The organism is Nocardioides candidus (assembly GCF_041321175.1).
GTDB lineage: Bacteria > Actinomycetota > Actinomycetes > Propionibacteriales > Nocardioidaceae > Nocardioides.
The window spans coordinates 197,976-216,014 of the sequence record NZ_JBGGWC010000004.1; the positions used below are offsets into that span (position 1 = coordinate 197,976).

Genomic DNA, 18,039 nt, shown 5'->3' on the forward strand with positions numbered 1-18,039 from the left:
CCCGCTCGTCGAGCGGAGGGACCGAGAGCGATCAGTGCAGGAGCGGGTCGATCGCCACTGCGACGAACAGCAGCGAGAGGTAGAGGTTGCTGCTGTGGAACAGGTGCATCGGGCGGATCACCGAGAGGTCCTCGGTGCCCTTGGCACGGCGTTCGAGCTGGTGGGCCTGGAGGAGGAACACGGCGCCCAGGACGGCGGCGGCGACCGGGTAGACCGGTCCGGTGCCGGCGACGGGCCAGAGCACCAGGCTCGTGGCGACCATCACCCAGCTGTAGACGACGATCTGCACCGCGACGTTGTGCGCCGAGCGCACCACGGGCAGCATCGGCACGTCGACCTGCTTGTAGTCGTCGCGGTAGCGCAGCGCGAGCGCCCACGTGTGCGGCGGGGTCCAGAAGAACACCACACCGAACAGCACGACAGGCGCCCAGGCGAGCTCACCGGTGACCGCGGTCCAGCCGATGAGCGCCGGGAAGCAGCCGGCGATGCCGCCCCACACGATGTTCTGGGTCGTACGGCGCTTCAGCAGCATCGTGTAGCCGAAGACGTAGAACGCGTTGGCGCCCACCGAGAGGGCGGCAGACAGCGGGTTGACCCACGCCCACAGGACCACGGTCGACAGCACGCCGAGGACCACGCCGAAGACCAGCGCCGCCCGCGGCGTGACGATGTGGCGCGGCAGCGCCCGGCGTCGGGTGCGGCGCATCTGCTCGTCGATGTCGCGGTCGTAGACGCAGTTGAAGACCGACGCGGAGCCCGCCGAGAACGCCCCGCCGACGACCGTCGCGACGACGAGTCCGAGACCGGGCACACCCCGGGCGGCGAAGAACATCACCGGGACGGTGGTGAGGAGCAGCAGCTCGATCACGCGCGGCTTGGTGAGGCCGACGTACGCCATCACGACGTCGCGGGCCGTGGCCCGCTCCCGGGGCGCCCCAGGCTCGACGACGCCGTTCACTCCGACGACCAGCCCGGGGGCTGGGCGATCAGGGTCGACAGTCGTCACGGAGTACCTCACAGCGAGCGGTCAGAGCGACTGCGAGTGTATCGGTCGCACGGGCTCCTTCCGCCATCCGGCCCACTCGCGCCACCCTCGCAGGCTGCGTGCGGGAGCGTCTCCAGCGCTGAGTAGGCTCGGAGCCATGATCCCGGAGCTGGAATGGACCGACCTCGACCGCAAGGCCGTCGACACCGCACGGGTGCTCGCGATGGACGCCGTGCAGAAGGTCGGCAACGGCCACCCGGGCACGGCGATGTCGCTCGCACCGGCGGCCTACCTGCTGTTCCAGAAGGTCATGCGCCACGACCCCGCCGACCCCGACTGGATCGCCCGCGACCGGTTCGTGCTGAGCGCCGGCCACAGCTCGATCACCCTCTACACCCAGCTCTACCTCGGTGGCTTCGGGCTCGAGATCGAGGACCTCGAGTCGTTGCGCACCTGGGGTTCGAAGACCCCGGGCCACCCGGAGTACGGCCACACCTCGGGCGTCGAGGTGACCACCGGTCCCCTGGGCCAGGGCGTCGGCAACGCGGTCGGCATGGCGATGGCCGCCCGTCGCGAGCGCGGGTTGTTCGACCCCGAGGCCGCCGCCGGCGAGTCGCTCTTCGACCACCACGTCTACGCCATCGCGTCCGACGGCGACCTCGAGGAGGGCGTGAGCAGCGAGGCGTCCTCGATCGCCGGCACCCAGGAGCTCGGCAACCTGACGGTCATCTACGACGCCAACCGGATCTCGATCGAGGGCGACACCGACATCGCCTTCAACGAGGACGTCGCGAAGCGCTACGAGGCCTACGGCTGGCACGTCCAGGTCGTCGACTGGACCAAGGACCAGGACCACACCAACGGCAAGGACTACCACGAGGACGTCCCGGCCCTCTACGAAGCGATCCGGGCGGCCGAGGCGGTCACCGACCAGCCCTCGCTCATCGTGCTCCGCACGATCATCGCGTGGCCGGCTCCGAGCGCCCAGAACACCGAGGCCGCGCACGGGTCGGCCCTCGGCGACGACGAAGTCGCGGCCACCAAGGAGATCCTGGGCTTCGACCCGGAGAAGAAGTTCGCGGTGCCCGACGACGTGCTCACCCACACCCGGTCGCTGCTCGAGCGCGGCAAGGCCTGGGGCGCCGAGTGGGACCTCCGCTACGACGAGTGGGCGGCCGCCAACCCCGAGCGCGCCGCGCTGCTGCACCGGATGAAGGGGCGCGCGCTGCCCGAGGGCCTCGAGGACGCGCTCCCCTCGTTCCCCGCTGACGAGAAGGGGGTGGCCACCCGCGCCGCCTCCGGCAAGGTGATCAACGCGATCGCGCCGCTCATGCCCGAGCTGTGGGGCGGCTCGGCCGACCTCGCCGGGTCCAACAACACCACGATCAAGGACGTCCCGTCGTTCCTGCCGAAGGACCGCTCGGTCGAGGAGTGGCCGGCCGACCCGCTGCACGGCCGGGTGCTGCACTTCGGCATCCGCGAGCACGGCATGGGCGCGATCATGAACGGCATCGCCGTCCACGGAGGCACCCGCGTCTTCGGCGGCACCTTCCTCACGTTCTCCGACTACATGCGGGGCGCCGTCCGTGTCGGAGCCCTGATGAAGGCTCCGGTCATCTACATCTGGACCCATGACTCGATCGGCCTCGGCGAGGACGGCCCCACCCACCAGCCGGTCGAGCACCTCTGGGCGCTGCGGGCGATCCCCGGCCTCGACATCGTGCGTCCCGCCGACGCCAACGAGACCACCGCGGCGTGGCTGCAGATCCTGAAGAACTCCGACCGCCCCGCCGGTCTGATCCTCACCCGCCAGAACGTGCCGGTCTTCCCCCGGGGCGAGGAAGGCTTCGCCACGACCGAGGACGTCGGCAAGGGCGGCTACGTCCTCGTCGAGGCCGACGGGGGCGAGCCTGACGTGCTGCTCATCGGCACGGGCTCCGAGGTCCAGCTCGCCGTGCAGGCGCGCGAGCAGCTCGCCGCTGACGGCATCCGCGCCCGCGTGGTGTCGATGCCGTCGATCGAGTGGTTCGAGCAGCAGACCCAGGCCTACCGCGACCAGGTGCTCCCGCCGGGCGTGAAGGCCCGCGTCAGCGTCGAGGCCGGCATCCGCCAGGGCTGGAGGGAGTACGTCGGCGACACCGGCCGCATGGTGAGCCTGGAGCACTTCGGCGCCTCTGCGGACTACCAGCGCATCTACCGAGAAGTGGGTATCACTGCAGAAGCGGTGGCCCAGGCCGCCAAGGACAGCATCGAGGCAGCCGCCAAGACCCACTAGCAGGCGGCGGCGCACCCAGCTCAACGAACGCACGAAGGAGAACCCGGAATGAGCGATCGTCTGAAGGCACTGGCCGACGCCGGTGTGTCCATCTGGCTCGACGACCTGTCGCGTGAGCGGATCGAGACCGGAAACCTGGCCGAGCTCGTCGCGGAGAAGTCGGTGGTCGGGGTGACGACCAACCCGACGATCTTCGCCTCGGCGATCTCCGACGGGGAGCGCTACGACGAGCAGGTCACCTCGCTGGTGAAGGAGGGCGCCGACGTCGACAAGGTCATCTTCGAGCTCACCACCGACGACGTGCGCAACGCGTGCGACGTCCTCGCCGAGGTAGCGCAGCGCACCGCCGACGACGGGCGGGTCTCCATCGAGGTCGAGCCCACCCTCGCCAACGACACCGACGCCACGATCGCGTCGGCGAAGGCACTGTGGGCCGCGGTCGACCGTCCCAACGTCCTCATCAAGATCCCGGCCACGCTCGAAGGCCTGCCGGCCATCACGGCGGCGATCGCCGAGGGGATCAGCGTCAACGTCACCCTCATCTTCTCCACCGAGCGCTACCGCGAGGTGATGGACGCCTACCTCGCCGGGCTCGAGCAGGCCAAGGAGAACGGCGTCGACCTGGCCGGCATCCGCTCCGTCGCCTCGTTCTTCGTGTCCCGTGTCGACACGGAGGTGGACGGGCGCCTGGAGAAGATCGGCAGCGACGAGGCGCTGGCCCTGCGGGGCAAGGCCGCCGTCGCCAACGCGCGCATCGCCTACGGCGCCTTCCAGGAGGTCTTCGGGTCCGAGCGGTGGCAGGCGCTGGCCGACTCCGGCGCCAACGTGCAGCGTCCGCTGTGGGCCTCGACCGGCGTGAAGAACCCGGCCTACCCCGACACGCTCTACGTGTCCGACCTCGTGGTCGCCGACACCGTCAACACCATGCCGGAGAAGACGCTCGACGCCTTCGCCGACCACGGCGAGGTGACCGGCGACCAGGTCACCGGCCGCGCGGACGAGGCCCAGCAGCTCTTCGACCAGCTGGCCGAGGTCGGGATCGACGTCGACGACGTGTTCCTCACCCTCGAGACCGAGGGGGTCGACAAGTTCAAGGCCTCCTGGGTCGAGCTGGTCGACACGGTGAAGGGACAGATGGGCTGAAGGTCGACGAGGCGAGGAGCGCGTGGTGAGCGAGCAGTCCCCGGTTGACCCCACGACGACCCCTGCCTGGGGCCGCCTGACCGAGCTCGCCGCGGCGGGCACCCCCGACCTCCGCGCTGAGTTCGCCGACGACCCGACCCGGGTCGGGCGGATGACCTTCACCGCGGCCGACCTCCACGTCGACCTGTCGAAGAACCTGGTGCGCGACGACGTGGTCGCCGCGCTGGTCGACCTCGCTCGCGAGGTCGGCCTCGAGGAGCGGCGCGAGGCGATGTTCACCGGTGCGCACATCAACGTGACCGAGGACCGCGCCGTGCTCCACACGGCGTTGCGACAGCCGTCCGGGACCCGGCTCGAGGTCGACGGCCAGGACGTCGTCGCCGACGTCCACGACGTCCTCGAGCGGGTCTACGCGTTCGCCGACCAGGTGCGCTCGGGGGCGTGGACCGGGGCGACCGGTCGTGCGATCGAGACGGTGGTCAACATCGGCATCGGCGGTTCCGACCTGGGCCCCGTGATGGCCTACGAGGCGCTCAAGCCCTACCGGCACGAGCGCATCGAGTGCCGCTTCATCAGCAACATCGACCCCACCGACGCGGCGGAGAAGCTCGCGGGGCTCGACCCCGAGACGACGCTGTTCATCGTGGCGAGCAAGACCTTCGGCACCCTCGAGACGCTGACCAACGCCCGCCTGTGCCGGACCTGGCTGCTCGACGGGCTCTTCGGTCTCGACGAGCCCGAGGGCGCGGTCGCCCGGCACTTCGTCGCGGTCTCGACGGCGCTCGACAAGGTGGAGGCCTTCGGCATCGACCCGGCCAACGCCTTCGGCTTCTGGGACTGGGTCGGCGGCCGCTACTCGGTCGACTCCGCCATCGGCACGTCGCTCGCGATCGCCGTGGGCCCCGAGCGCTTCGCCGAGCTCCTCGCGGGCTTCCACGCCCTCGACGAGCACTTCCGCACCACGCCGCTCGAGAGCAACGTCCCCGCGCTGATGGGTCTCCTCAACGTCTGGTACGTCAACTTCCTCGGCGCGCAGTCCCACGCCGTCCTCCCCTACGCCCAGTCGTTGCACCGTTTCCCGGCCTACCTCCAGCAGCTGACGATGGAGTCCAACGGCAAGGGCGTGCGGTGGGACGGGACGCCGGTGACGACCGACACCGGGGAGATCTTCTGGGGCGAGCCGGGCACCAACGGGCAGCACGCGTTCTACCAGCTCATCCACCAGGGCACGCGGCTCATCCCCGCCGACTTCATCGCGGTGGCCAACCCGTCGCACCCGCTGAGGGACGAGCACGACGGCGAGACCGTCGACGTGCACGAGCTGTTCCTCGCCAACTTCTTCGCCCAGACCAAGGCACTGGCGTTCGGCAAGACCGAGGACGAGGTGCGCGCCGAGGGCACCAAGGAGGCGGTGGTCCCGGCGCGGGTCTTCACCGGCAACCGGCCGACGACCTCGATCATGGCGCCGGAGCTGTCGCCGTCGGTGCTCGGCCAGCTGATCGCCCTCTACGAGCACATCACCTTCACCCAGGGCGTCGTGTGGGGCATCGACAGCTTCGACCAGTGGGGGGTGGAGCTCGGCAAGCAGCTCGCCCTCCAGATCGCGCCGGCCGTGACCGGTGACGACCACGCGCTCGAGCAGCAGGACGCCTCGACCCGAGGCCTCATCGACTACTACCGGAAGCACCGCCGCTGATGGATCTCGCCGACCGGCCCGCACCCCTCATCGAGGTCCACGACGACCCCGCTTCCCTCGCCACCGTCGTCGCCGGCGAGCTCCTCAACCGCATCGCCGACGCGCAGGCCGCCGGAAACGTCCCCCACATCGGGCTGACCGGCGGCACGATCGCCGACCGGATCCACCGCGAGGTGGCCAGGATGGCGCCCGAGTCGGGCGTCGACTGGGGTGCGGTCGTCTTCTGGTTCGGCGACGAGCGGTACGTCGCCAGCGACTCCCCCGACCGCAACGCTGTCCAGGCGCGTGAGGCCTTCCTCGACGCCGTCGGGGCGACGCGCGTGCACGAGGTCCCGGCCGCCGACCAGGTGCCGTCGGCGGAGGAGTCGGCGTCGTCGTACTCGTCGGAGATCCGGGCGTCCGGCGCCGGCGCGTTCGACATCGTCATGTTCGGCGTCGGGCCGGACGGGCACATCGCCTCGCTCTTCCCCCACCACCCCGGCCTGGACGCGGAGGACGCGATCGCGATCGCCGTCCACGACTCCCCCAAGCCGCCCCCGGACCGCGTCTCCCTGACCTATGAGGCGTTCGAGCGCTCCCACGTCGTCTGGTTCGTCGCCTCCGGCGAGGAGAAGGCCGACGCCGTCGCCCGGGCCCTCGCCGACGACGGCGACCTCCACGCCACCCCGGCGCGTGGCGTCAAGGGCATGCAGGAGACGACGTTCTTCCTCGACCACGCCGCCGCGAGCAGGTTGTAGCGCCGCGCCGCCGCGGTCGCGCGATCCTCAGAAGATGATCTCGCCGGACTTGCGCCGAGAGCGGAGCAGCTGGATCGCCTCGTCGAGGATGACCTCGGCCTCCTTGTCGGAGCGACGCTCCTTCACGTAGGCGAGGTGGGTCTTGTAGGGCTCGATCTTCGGGGCCGGAGGGGCGTTCTCCGAGTCGAGACCGGCGGGAAGGCCGCACTTGGGGCAGTCCCACGAGTCGGGGACGACCGCCTCGACGGCGAAGGCGATCACGGAGCGGTGTCCGTGAGCGCAGAAGTACGTCACTGCCTGACGGGGCGCGGCCTCGCCACGCTCGGCCTCGCCCATCGGGCCTGCTCCGACTCGGCTACCGCGAATCGCGTTGCCACCACCAGCCAACGGACACTCTCCTCAGCTTCGGTCCGGTGGAGCTACCGGACTCAGTCGTTCGATCTCGGGGGGACGATCTTTCGGTGACTGCTACTGGTAGGCCAGCAGGAGGCCGAGGGCGATCACTGTGGCGAACCAGATCACGCCGATGCCGATCGTGAACCGGTCCAGGTTGCGCTCCGCGACGGACGAGCCGCCCAGGGAGCTGGAAACGCCGCCGCCGAACATGTCGGACAGACCGCCGCCACGCCCCTTGTGCAGGAGCACGAGGAGGATGAGGATCACGCTCGCGAGCATGAGGATGACGGTGAACAGAGTTTCCAGCACGGCAGGAATCCTACGTCAGCGGTGGGCCGAGCCCGAACCGGGCAGGGCGTTGCGGACAATCATCACAAGGTCGGCATGTCGTAGAACCGGCAGATGCCGCCGAACTCGTCGGCCTGCAGGCTCGCTCCGCCGACGAGACAGCCGTCGATGTCGGGCTGCGCCATGATGCCGGCGACGTTGGCCGCCTTCACCGAACCGCCGTACTGGATGCGTACGGCGTCGGCGACGTCGGGACCGAACGACTCCTTCACCTGCCCGCGGATGGCAGCACAGACCTCCTGCGCATCGTCCGGGGTGGCGACCTCGCCGGTGCCGATCGCCCAGACCGGCTCGTAGGCGATCACGAGGCTCGCGACCTGCTTCGCCGTCAGACCGGCGAGCGAGCCGACCACCTGGGCGGTGTTGTAGGGCACGTGGGTGCCCTCCTGGCGGATCTCCAGGCCCTCGCCGACGCAGACGATCGGGGTGATCTTCGCGGCCAGCGCGGCCTTCGCCTTCGCCGCCACGAGAGCGTCGGTCTCGGCGTGGTACTGCCGGCGCTCGGAGTGGCCGACCGTCACGTAGGAGCAGCCGAGCTTCGCCAGCATCGCCGCGGAGATCTCGCCCGTGTAGGCGCCCGACTCGTGGACGGAGATGTCCTGGGCGCCGTACTTGATCGAGAGCCGGTCGCCGTCGACCAGCGTCTGCACGGACCGGATGTCGGTGAAGGGCGGCAGCACCGCGACCTCCACCTTGCCGTAGTCGTGCCGCTTGTCCGCCAGCGTCCAGGCGAGCTTCTGGACCAGCACCACCGCTTCCTGGTGGTTCAGGTTCATCTTCCAGTTGCCCGCCATGATCGGCGTGCGGCCCGATGACGCGGATGCCATGTCAGCTCTCTTCCAGGACGGTGATGCCGGGGAGTTCCTTGCCCTCGAGGTACTCGAGGCTGGCGCCGCCGCCGGTGGAGATGTGGCCGAACGCCGCCTCGTCGAAGCCGAGCGTGCGGACGGCTGCGGCGGAGTCGCCGCCCCCGACCACGGTCAGTCCCCCGGCGGCGGTGACCTTCGTCAGCGCCTCGGCGACCGCCCGGGTGCCGGCGGCGAAGGCGTCGACCTCGAACACGCCCATCGGGCCGTTCCAGAAGACCGTCCTCGCGTCGGCGAGGGCGTCGGCGTAGGCCGCTGACGCCTCCGGGCCGATGTCGAGACCCAACGCGTCGGCCGGGATCTCCGAGGCGGGCACGACGGTCGGTGTGGGCTCGCGGTCACCGGACGGGAACGCGGTGTCGACCACCACATCGGCCGGCAGCACGAGCTCGACGCCGGCGTCCTTCGCCCGTGACAGGTACTCGCGGCAGGTGTCCAGCTGGTCGGACTCGAGCAGGCTCTTGCCGACCTCGTGCCCCTGGGCCGCGAGGAAGGTGAAGACCATGCCGCCGCCGATGAGCAGCTTGTCGGCCTTGCCGAGCAGGTTGTCGATGACGCCGAGCTTGTCCGAGACCTTCGACCCGCCGAGCACGACCACGTAGGGCCGCTCCGGGTCGACCGTCAGCCGCCGCAGCACGTCGACCTCGGCGGCCACCAGGCCGCCCATCGCGTGAGGGAGGCGCTGCGCGACGTCGTACACGGACGCCTGCTTGCGGTGGACCACGCCGAAGCCGTCGGAGACGAACGCGCCGTCGGGCCCGACGAGCGCCACCAGCTGGTCGGCGAACGCACCGCGCTCGGTCTCGTCCTTGCTGGTCTCCCCGGCGTTGAACCGGACGTTCTCCAGCACGGCGACCTGCCCGTCCTGCAGCGCACCGACGGTCTCCTTCGCGGAGTCGCCGACGGTGTCGGTCGCGAACGCGACGTCCTGGCCGATCAGCTCCCCGAGGCGCGCGGCCACGGGCTCCAAGGAGTACGCCGGATCGGGCTCCCCCTTGGGCCGACCCAGGTGCGCCATCACCACCACCCGCGCGCCGGCATCGGCCAGCGCCTCGATGGTCGGCACGCTTGCGCGGATCCGGCCGTCGTCGGTGATCGTCGTCCTCCCCTCGTTGCGCTCGAGGGGCACGTTGAGGTCCGACCGGACGAGGACCCGCTTGCCGGCGACCTCACCCAGTCCCGTGAACTCCGCCATCCTCAGAGGGTGGCGCCGACGTGGACGATCAGGTCCGCGAGGCGGTTGGAGTAGCCCCACTCGTTGTCGTACCAGCCCGCCACCTTGACCTGGTTGCCGATGACCTTGGTCAGCGGCGCGTCGAAGATGCACGAAGCGGAGTCGGTGACGATGTCGGAGGACACGATCGGGTCGGTCGAGTACTTCAGGATCTTGCCGTCGGCGGCGGCCTTCACGGCCTCGTTGACCTCCTCGACGCTGGTCTCGCGCGACGCCTCGAAGGAGAGGTCGGTCAGCGAGCCGGTCGGGGTCGGGACGCGCAGCGCGTAGCCGTCGAGCTTGCCCTTGAGCTCGGGCAGGACCAGGCCGATGGCCTTCGCCGCACCGGTCGAGGTCGGCACGATGTTGAGGGCGGCGGCCCGGGCACGACGCGGGTCCTTGTGGATGTTGTCGTGCAGGTTCTGGTCGGCCGTGTAGGCGTGGATGGTCGTCATCAGGCCCTTGTTGATGCCGATGGCGTCGTTGAGCGCCTTCGCCATCGGGCCGAGGCAGTTGGTGGTGCAGGACGCGTTGGAGATGACCGTGTGCTGGTCGGCGTCGTAGAGGCCGTCGTTGACACCCATCACGATCGTGATGTCCTCGTTGGACGCGGGCGCGGAGATGATGACCTTCTTGGCGCCGCCACCGTCGACGTGCGCGCGGGCCTTGGTCGCGTCGGTGAAGAAGCCGGTGGACTCCACCACGACGTCGACACCCAGGTCGGCCCACTTCAGCATCGCGGGGTCGCGCTCGGCGAACGCCTTGATCTCGGTGTCGCCGACGACGATCGCGTCGGACGTCGAGCTCACGTCGGCGTCGAGCCGACCGAGGATCGAGTCGTACTTCAGCAGGTGGGCGAGGGTCGCGTTGTCGGTGAGGTCGTTGACGCCCACGATCTCGATGTCGAGACCACTGGCGCGCACCGCGCGGAAGAAGTTGCGGCCGATGCGGCCGAATCCGTTGATGCCTACTCGTACGGTCACTCGGAGCTCCTTGTCTCGGTGGTGGGCGTTCGGTCGCCCGCCTTGACGGAAGGGTGCGGGCGTTCAGTCACCCACATCACGACCCTACCGCCCGTGCTCCGAGGCGCGAGGGCCCGTCCCGTCGTACGACGGCAGGGCCTCGACGACCGCGCGGCGGATCCGCTCAGGACTCCCCGGCCAGCATCTCCGGCGTCAGCGACGCCTCGGTGTCGGGGATGCCGAGCTCCTCGGCGCGCTTGTCGGCCATCGCCAGCAGCCGGCGGATGCGACCGGCGATCGCGTCCTTGGTGAGCACCGGCTCGTGCAGCTGCCCGAGCTCCTCCAGGGAGGCCTGCTTGTGCTCGAGCCGCAGCTCGCCGGCCATCTTGAGGTGGTCGGGCACCTCGTCGCCGAGGATCTCCATCGCCCGGTCGACGCGAGCGCCCGCCGTGACGGCCGCGCGGGCGGAGCGACGCAGGTTGGCGTCGTCGAAGTTGGCGAGCCGGTTGGCGGTGGCGCGGACCTCGCGCCGCATCCGGCGCTCCTCCCAGGCCATCAGCGTCTCGTGCGCACCCAACCGGGTCAGCAGCTGGCCGATCGCGTCACCGTCGCGGATCACGACCCGGTCGACGCCCCGGACCTCGCGGGCCTTGGCCTGGATGCCGAGCCGCCGCGCGACGCCCACCAGGGCGAGGGCGGCCTCGGAGCCGGGGCAGGTCACCTCGAGGGACGACGAGCGGCCGGGCTCGGTCAGCGAGCCGTGCGCCAGGAAGGCTCCCCGCCACGCGGCGACCGCGTCGCAGCCGCCACCCGACACCACGGCCGGCGGCAGGCCCCGCACCGGTCGGCCGCGCTGGTCGAGCAGGCCGGTCTGGCGCGCGAGCGCCTCGCCGTCCTTGACCACGCGCACGATGTAGCGGCTGCCCTTGCGGATGCCGTTGCCCTGCACCATGACCACGTCGCTGGACTGTCCGTACATCTCCGCGATGTCGCGTCGGAGCCGCCGCGCGGCGGCGCCGGTGTCGAGCTCGGCCTCCACCACGATGCGGCCGGCGACGATGTGCAGCCCGCCCGCGAACCGCAGCGTCGAAGCGACCTCGGCCTTGCGACAACACGCCTTGGTGACCGGTGTGCTGGCCAGTTCCGCCTTGACCTGAGCCGTCATCGCCATAGGGCTGATCCTGCCACGGAGGTCAACAACCCTCGCACCGAATCCGGTCAGCCGGACTGCATGATCTCGGCGTAGGCGGCGGCGAGCAGAGCCGGGTCGTGGCGGGGGCTCCCGTCGGCCATCGCGACGTCGTCGATGACCAGTCGCGCGCCGAGCGCGGCAGCCGTCGCCGTGAGCTCGTCGAGCTGGTCGGCATCGTCGCCGAGGCTGGCCCGGTCGGCCAGCACGGTGTGCACCTGCAGGTCGGGCGCGTGCTCCGCGAGCACGGCCAGGTGGTCGGCAGGGCCGAAGCCGTGGGTCTCCCCCTGCTGCTCCTCGAGGTTGAGCACGACGATCAGCCGGGCGTCGGTCTTCACCAGCGCCTCGCGGAGCTGGGGCACCAGCAGGTGCGGGATCACCGAGGTGAACCACGACCCGGGCCCGAGCACCGCCCAGTCGGCCTCCCCGATCTTGTCCAGCACGATGGGGCTCACTGCCGGGTCGGGCGGCTCGAGCGCGACCGACGCGATGGTGCCGTCGGTCGTCGCGACCTCGACCTGGCCGCGCACGGTGACCAGCTCGTCGTCGTGCGTCCCGATGCCGCGCACCTCGGCGGTGATGTCCATGGGGGTCATCGCCATCGGCAGCACCCGGCCCTTCGCGCCGAGCAGCCGACCGACCCAGTCGAGCGCGTCCACGTCGTCGCCCAACAGCTCCCACAGCCCGACGATGAGCAGGTTGCCGACCACGTGGCCGCGCATCTCCCCGTCGCCCTGGAACCGGTGCTGCAGCACCCGTGCCCAGGTGTCGCCCCACGCGTCGTCCCCGCAGAGGGCCGCCAGCGCCATGCGGAGGTCGCCCGGCGGCAGCACCCCGAACTCGCCGCGGAGCCGCCCGGACGAGCCGCCGTTGTCGGCGACCGTCACGACCGCGGTCAGCTCGTCGACGGTCAGGTCGTCGACCAGCATCCGGAGGGCGGTCAGGGAGGTGTGGAGCCCGTGACCCCCGCCGAGCGCGACGACGGCCTGAGCCCGCTGCTGGGCCCTCACTCGCGCCCCAGGTCACGGTGGATGGCGCGCGCGAGGTAGCCGAGCTCCTGCATCCGGCTCGCGATCTCCTCGCTCATCGCGACGCTGCGGTGCTTGCCGCCCGTGCAGCCGATCGCGACGCGCATGAAGCGCTTGCCCTCGCGCAGGTAGCCCTCCGCGACACCGGTCAGCAGGTCGACGTACTTGTCGAGGAACTCCTGGGCTCCCGGCCGGCTCAGGACGTAGTCGGACACGTCGCGGTCGCGACCGGTGTGCGAGCGGAGCTCGGGCACCCAGTGCGGGTTGGGCAGGAAGCGCATGTCAGCGACGTAGTCGGCGTCGACCGGGATGCCGTACTTGAAGCCGAAGCTGATCGTGGTGACCCTCAGCTGGGTCGTGGCCAGGGTGCCGAACGCCTCGGCGATCCGATCGGTCAGCTGGTGGACGTTGAGGTTGGTGGTGTCGATGACGAGGTCGGCGTCGCTGCGCAGGTCGGCCAGGACGAAGCGCTCGCGCTGCAGCCCGTCGAGCAGCCGACCGCCCTCCTGCAGGGGGTGGGGCCGGCGCGCGGCCTCCTGCCGTCGGACGAGCACGTCGTCGGTCGCATCGAGGAACACCAGGGTCGTGTTGCGCCCCCGCACGCCATGGGCCAACGCGCTGCGCAGGCCCTGGAAGAAGGAGCCGGACCGCACGTCGACGACCACGCCGATGCGCTGGCTGCGACCCTGGCCGGCGTCGACGATGCGCACGGCCTCCGCCAGCATGCTCGGCGGCAGGTTGTCGATGACGAAGAAGCCCAGGTCCTCCAGCTCCTTGGCCGCGGTGCTGCGGCCTGCGCCGGTCATGCCCGTGATGACGACGAGCTCGCCGATGCCGACCTGGCCGTCCTCCTCCATCTCGCTCATGACGCTGCAGTCTTCCCGGACTTCTGCCCTCGTGTCGCGTCACTCGCCGCGATGGCCTCCTTGATCGCGGAAGCGGTGCGCGGACCGATGCCGGGCACCTCCGCGATCGCCTCGACCTCCGCCTCGCGCAGCTTCTTCAGCGACCCGAAGTGGCGCAGCAACGTCTTGCGGCGCACCTCGCCGAGCCCGGGCACGTCGTCGAGCAGGCTCTCGACCATCGACTTGGAGCGCCGGCCGCGGTGGTGGGCGATCGCGAAGCGGTGCGCCTCGTCGCGCACCCGCTGCAGGAGGTAGAGCCCCTCCGAGGTGCGCCGCAGGATCACCGGGTCCTCCTCACCGGGCAGCCACACCTCCTCGAGCCGCTTCGCCAGGCCACAGATCGGGATGCCCTCGATGCCGAGCTCGTCGAGGGCGCGCTGGGCGGCCGCGACCTGGGGCGCCCCGCCGTCGACCACGACGAGGCCCGGCGCGTAGGCGAACTTCCGCGCCCGGCCGGTGTCCGGGTCGACGAGCATCGGCCGACCAGGCTCCGAGGGCTCGGAGGCGTCGGTGGTCGAGGAGCCCTCGCCAGGGACGACCGACGGCGTCTCGAAACCCTCGTCGAGCAGCCGGCGGAAGCGCCGGGTGATCACCTCGTGCATCGCCGCGACGTCGTCCGACCCCTCCTGGTCGCGGATGACGAACCGGCGGTACTCGCTCTTGCGGGCCAGCCCGTCCTCGAAGACCACCATCGAGGCGACGATCTCGGTGCCCTGGGTGTGCGAGACGTCGTAGCACTCGATGCGCAGCGGCGCCTCCTCCAGGTCGAGCGCCTCGGCGATCTCGGCCAGGGCCAGGTTGCGGGTGGTCAGGTCGCTCGCGCGCTTCGTCTTGTGCAGGGCCAGCGACTCGGCGGCGTTGCGCGCGACGTTCTCCTGCAACGACTTCTTGTCGCCCCGCTGCGGCACCCGGATCGCCACCCGCGAGCCCCGGAGGTCGCTGAGCAGCTGCTCGAAGGTCGCCTGGTCGGGCGGGAGCTCCGGCACCAGGATCTCCTTGGGCACGGCATCGGCCCCGTCCTCGGGGCTGCCGCCGGCGTAGAGCTGGAGGAGGAAGTCCTCGACGAGCTCCGCGGTGCCGCCCTCGTCGGTGCGGTCGGCGACCCACCCGCGCTGGCCACGGATCCGGCCGCCGCGGACGTAGAAGACCTGGACCGCGACCTCCAGCGGGTCCTCCGCCAGGGCGATCACGTCGGCGTCGGCGCCGTCGCCGAGCACGACCGCCTGCTTCTCCAACGCCTTCTGCATCGCGCCGAGGTCGTCGCGCAGCCGGGCGGCCTTCTCGAAGTCGAGGGCGTCGCTCGCGGCGTACATCTCCTGCTCGATGCGCCTGATGAAGGGCCTCGTGCGGCCGGCCATGAACTCGCAGAAGTCGTCGACGATCGCGCGGTGCTCCTCGGCGCTGACGTTGCCGACGCACGGCGCCGCGCACTTGTCGATGTAGCCCAGCAGGCACGGTCGGCCGATCTGCTGGGAGCGCTTGAAGACGCCGTTGCTGCACGAGCGCATCGGGAAGACGCGCAGCAGGATGTCGACGGTCTCGCGGATCGCCCACGCGTGGCTGTAGGGGCCGAAGTAGCGGGTGCCCCTGCGCTTGGCGCCACGGCCGACCATGACCCGCGGAAACTCCTCGCCGACCGTGACCGCGAGCCACGGGTAGGACTTGTCGTCGCGGTACTTCACGTTGAAGCGGGGGTCGAACTCCTTGATCCAGGAGTACTCCAGCTGCAGCGCCTCGACCTCGGTCTTCACCACGGTCCACTCGACCGACGCAGCCGTCGTCACCATCGAGGCCGTGCGTTGGTGCAGGTTGGAGATGTCCTGGAAGTACGACGACAACCGCGCCCGCAGGTTCTTCGCCTTCCCGACGTAGATGACCCGCCGGTTCTTGTCGCGGAAGCGGTAGACCCCTGGCTCGGTGGGGATCTCGCCCGGCTTGGGGCGGTAGCTCAGGGGGTCGGGCACGGTCCCAACCCTACGGACCGGCGCCGACCATGCGGGCCCGCCACGGGCCTGACATCGTGATCGGCAGACTCATGCACCGAATCCGTGAACGAACGGCTCCGCGGGGAGAGACTGGCCGGCATGGAGGGTCCGGACGGCTGTCGCGACGACTACGGCTATCGGCTCACGACGAGCGCCGCGGCGGCCGAGGCGTACGTCGACGGCGTCCGCGACCTGCTCCGGCTGCGCCGTGACGCCCACGTCCGGATCGCGGCGGCGCTCGCTCACGACCCCACCTTCGCGATCGCGCACGCCGACCTCGCGCTGCTCGGCCACGAGATGTGCGTCGACGTGGACATCGCCTCCCGGCTCGACGACGCGCGCCGGCTCGCCGCGCGCGCCAGTGACCGCGAGCGCAGCCACGTGCACGCGGTCGACCGGCACCTCCAGGGAGACCACGCTCCCCTGCTCACGCACCTCAGGACCTACCCCCGCGACGCGGTGCTCCTGTCCGTCGCCATGCCCACGATCGCCTTCGCCGGGGTCACCGAGGTGCCCGCGCACGCGTGGGCGATCGTGGAGGACGCAGGGCCGTCGTACGGCGACGACCCGTGGTACCTCGGCCTCCTCGCCTTCGTCCGTCAGGAACAGCGCCGCTTCGACGAGGCGATGGCCCTGTCCTGCAGAGCACTCGCGGCGGACCCGGCGTCCGGTCACGCGGCGCACGCCCGCGCCCACGCGCACTACGAGACGGGCGACCACGTCGAGGGGCTGGCGTGGATGGACGCCTGGGTGGTCGGTGCGGGCGCGCACAGCGAGAGCCTCACCCACTTCTCCTGGCACGCGGCGCTCCACGAGCTCTCACTGGGCGACCTCGAGGCCGTACGCCGGCGCTACCTCGCCCAGCTCCAGCCGCGCCACGCCGTCGGGTGCCGGGCGCTCGTCGACACCGGCTCGCTGCTCTTCCGGTGGGCGCTGACGCCCGAGGCCGAGGAGGTGCCCGACCTCGAGGACGTCGCGCGGGTCACCGGCCGTGGCGTGCTCGAGTCGCCGGCGACACCGTTCCTCGGCCTCCACGCGGCGGTGACCCTGCTCGCGCTCGGTGACCTCGACGGCCTGCAGCGCCTCGGCCACCGGTGCGGCAGCCACCCGCACCCGGCGCAGCGCGAGGTCGTGGCCCCGCTCGTCGACGCCCTCTGCGCGCTCGGCGCCGGCCGCGCGTCCGAGGCCGCCGACCGGCTGGCGGACCTCGCGCCCGTCGTCTGGCGGCTCGGCGGCTCCGACGCGCAGCGGGAGATCGTCGAGGAGATCCGGATCGCCGCCCTGCTCCGCGCCGGGCGGTACGACGACGCCCGGATGGTCCTCGACCGCCGCCTCGACCGCCGTCCCTCCGCCCGCGACGAGCGGTGGCGGGCGACGGCGGTCAGGCCTTGAGGATCTTGTCGCCCTTCACCTCGATGTCGACCGTGGCGAGCGGCTGGCTGGCCGGCCCCTGGGTGACCTGACCGGTGGCGTAGTCGAACTCGCTGCCGTGGTTGTCGCAGTGGATGACGCCGTTCTCGACCTCACCCACCAGCAACCCCTGGTGCGTGCAGATCGCGGTGAAGGCCTTGAAGTCGCCCTCGGTGGGCTGGGTGACGACGACCTTCGCGTCGACGAGCACCACGCCTCCACCGACCGGCACCTGGTCCGTCGTGGTCAGCACGGTGCCCGCGGCGACCTCCTTGTCGGAGCCGCCCTCTCCCCCGGCGCAGCCGGCGAGCGCCACCGCGACGCCGAGGGCGCCGAGTCCCTGGAAGACGATCCGGCGACTGGCCCGGACGTCGGCCACTCGGTCGACGGTCATCCGACGGTGATCTCTCCGCCGGCGACGGAGATGTCGACCGTGCCGAGCGGTGCGGTGGCCTCGCTGTCGGACGTCGGCGCACCGGTGTCGATGGCGAAGTGGCTGCCGTGGCACGGGCAGATGATGAAACCGTCGGACACCGACGTGACCAGGCACCCCTGGTGGGTGCAGGTGGCCGAGAACGCCTTGAAGTCGCCCTTGGTCGGCTGGGTGATGACCGTCTCGCCGTCGATGATGCCGCCGCCGACGGGAACGTCGGCGGTCGAGATGCCTCCGCCTCCTGGTGCGGACGACGACCCGCCCGGGTCGGCGCCCTGGGACGTGCTGGCCGGCGCCGGCGCGGACGACGCCGGCGTGGTGCTCCTGGCCTCGGAGGCCGAGGAGTCCGAGCCGTCGTCACCGCAGGCGGCGAGCAGCGGCACGCCGATCCCGGCGGTGGCGGCTCCCGAGAGCACACGTCTCCTGCCGATGGCAGATCTGTTGACCGTCATGACCCCACTAACGGAC

17 protein-coding genes are annotated in these 18,039 nt (G+C 71.0%); 5 read left to right on the top strand and 12 right to left on the bottom strand.

Annotated elements, in window-relative coordinates; all coding sequences use genetic code 11:
* Positions 1–31: 31 nt before the first annotated feature.
* Positions 32–1,006: a heme o synthase gene (locus tag ACAX67_RS18140; protein WP_370705286.1), complete on the bottom strand. Its 975-nt coding sequence runs from the start codon at positions 1,004–1,006 to the stop codon at positions 32–34.
* 136 nt (positions 1,007–1,142) lie between these two features.
* Between ACAX67_RS18140 and tkt the strand changes: the two genes are divergently transcribed.
* From tkt to pgl, 4 genes are read left to right on the top strand one after another with little or no spacing between them, the layout of a single operon-like run.
* Positions 1,143–3,260 (top strand): transketolase, encoded by a 2,118-nt coding sequence (gene tkt / locus ACAX67_RS18145; protein ID WP_370705287.1) that lies wholly within the window; start codon positions 1,143–1,145, stop codon positions 3,258–3,260.
* Between the two features lie 48 nt (positions 3,261–3,308).
* Complete coding sequence (tal, locus tag ACAX67_RS18150; protein WP_370705288.1) at positions 3,309–4,403, top strand: transaldolase; 1,095 nt, start codon at positions 3,309–3,311, stop codon at positions 4,401–4,403.
* Positions 4,404–4,428: 25 nt separating this feature from the next.
* Positions 4,429–6,099, top strand: coding sequence for a glucose-6-phosphate isomerase (pgi, locus tag ACAX67_RS18155; RefSeq protein WP_370705289.1), 1,671 nt, complete (start codon positions 4,429–4,431; stop codon positions 6,097–6,099).
* Positions 6,099–6,836, top strand: a complete 738-nt coding sequence (gene pgl, locus ACAX67_RS18160) for a 6-phosphogluconolactonase (RefSeq protein WP_370705290.1) — start codon at positions 6,099–6,101, stop codon at positions 6,834–6,836. The genes pgi and pgl overlap by 1 nt, the downstream gene beginning before the upstream one ends.
* Positions 6,837–6,863: 27 nt before the next feature.
* On the opposite strand, the gene ACAX67_RS18165 is transcribed toward pgl, so the two are convergent.
* The 9 genes from ACAX67_RS18165 to uvrC form a co-directional block, all read right to left on the bottom strand.
* Positions 6,864–7,223, bottom strand: a complete 360-nt coding sequence (locus ACAX67_RS18165; protein WP_370705291.1) for an RNA polymerase-binding protein RbpA — start codon at positions 7,221–7,223, stop codon at positions 6,864–6,866.
* Positions 7,224–7,304: 81 nt separating this feature from the next.
* Positions 7,305–7,538, bottom strand: coding sequence for a preprotein translocase subunit SecG (gene secG / locus ACAX67_RS18170; RefSeq protein WP_370705532.1), 234 nt, complete (start codon positions 7,536–7,538; stop codon positions 7,305–7,307).
* Positions 7,539–7,603: 65 nt separating this feature from the next.
* A complete protein-coding gene (gene tpiA, locus ACAX67_RS18175) occupies positions 7,604–8,407 on the bottom strand; it encodes a triose-phosphate isomerase (RefSeq protein ID WP_370705292.1) in 804 nt (267 codons plus the stop codon).
* 1 nt (position 8,408) lies between these two features.
* The gene (locus ACAX67_RS18180; protein ID WP_370705293.1) at positions 8,409–9,641 is read right to left on the bottom strand and encodes a phosphoglycerate kinase; all 1,233 of its coding nucleotides are present in this window, start codon (positions 9,639–9,641) and stop codon (positions 8,409–8,411) included.
* Positions 9,642–9,643: 2 nt separating this feature from the next.
* Entirely contained in the window at positions 9,644–10,642 is a 999-nt protein-coding gene (gene gap, locus ACAX67_RS18185) for a type I glyceraldehyde-3-phosphate dehydrogenase (protein ID WP_370705294.1), read from the bottom strand.
* A gap of 163 nt (positions 10,643–10,805) precedes the next feature.
* Positions 10,806–11,792, bottom strand: a complete 987-nt coding sequence (whiA, locus tag ACAX67_RS18190) for a DNA-binding protein WhiA (RefSeq protein ID WP_370705295.1) — start codon at positions 11,790–11,792, stop codon at positions 10,806–10,808.
* Positions 11,793–11,839: 47 nt separating this feature from the next.
* Positions 11,840–12,820, bottom strand: a complete 981-nt coding sequence (locus tag ACAX67_RS18195) for a gluconeogenesis factor YvcK family protein (protein ID WP_370705296.1) — start codon at positions 12,818–12,820, stop codon at positions 11,840–11,842.
* On the bottom strand, positions 12,817–13,704 hold the full coding sequence (gene rapZ / locus ACAX67_RS18200) for an RNase adapter RapZ (RefSeq protein ID WP_370705297.1): 888 nt from the start codon (positions 13,702–13,704) through the stop codon (positions 12,817–12,819). The genes ACAX67_RS18195 and rapZ overlap by 4 nt, the downstream gene beginning before the upstream one ends.
* Positions 13,701–15,707, bottom strand: coding sequence for an excinuclease ABC subunit UvrC (gene uvrC / locus ACAX67_RS18205; protein WP_370705298.1), 2,007 nt, complete (start codon positions 15,705–15,707; stop codon positions 13,701–13,703). Before uvrC ends, rapZ begins: the two co-directional genes overlap by 4 nt.
* Positions 15,708–15,827: 120 nt before the next feature.
* On the opposite strand from uvrC, the gene ACAX67_RS18210 reads away from it, so the two are divergent.
* The gene (locus tag ACAX67_RS18210; RefSeq protein ID WP_370705299.1) at positions 15,828–17,120 is read left to right on the top strand and encodes a tetratricopeptide repeat protein; all 1,293 of its coding nucleotides are present in this window, start codon (positions 15,828–15,830) and stop codon (positions 17,118–17,120) included.
* Here ACAX67_RS18210 and ACAX67_RS18215 read toward each other — a convergent pair.
* Complete coding sequence (locus ACAX67_RS18215) at positions 17,110–17,532, bottom strand: QcrA and Rieske domain-containing protein (RefSeq protein ID WP_370705300.1); 423 nt, start codon at positions 17,530–17,532, stop codon at positions 17,110–17,112. The two genes, ACAX67_RS18210 and ACAX67_RS18215, sit on opposite strands and share 11 nt — an antisense overlap.
* Positions 17,529–18,023: a Rieske (2Fe-2S) protein gene (locus tag ACAX67_RS18220; protein WP_370705301.1), complete on the bottom strand. Its 495-nt coding sequence runs from the start codon at positions 18,021–18,023 to the stop codon at positions 17,529–17,531. Before ACAX67_RS18220 ends, ACAX67_RS18215 begins: the two co-directional genes overlap by 4 nt.
* Positions 18,024–18,039: the final 16 nt, after the last annotated feature.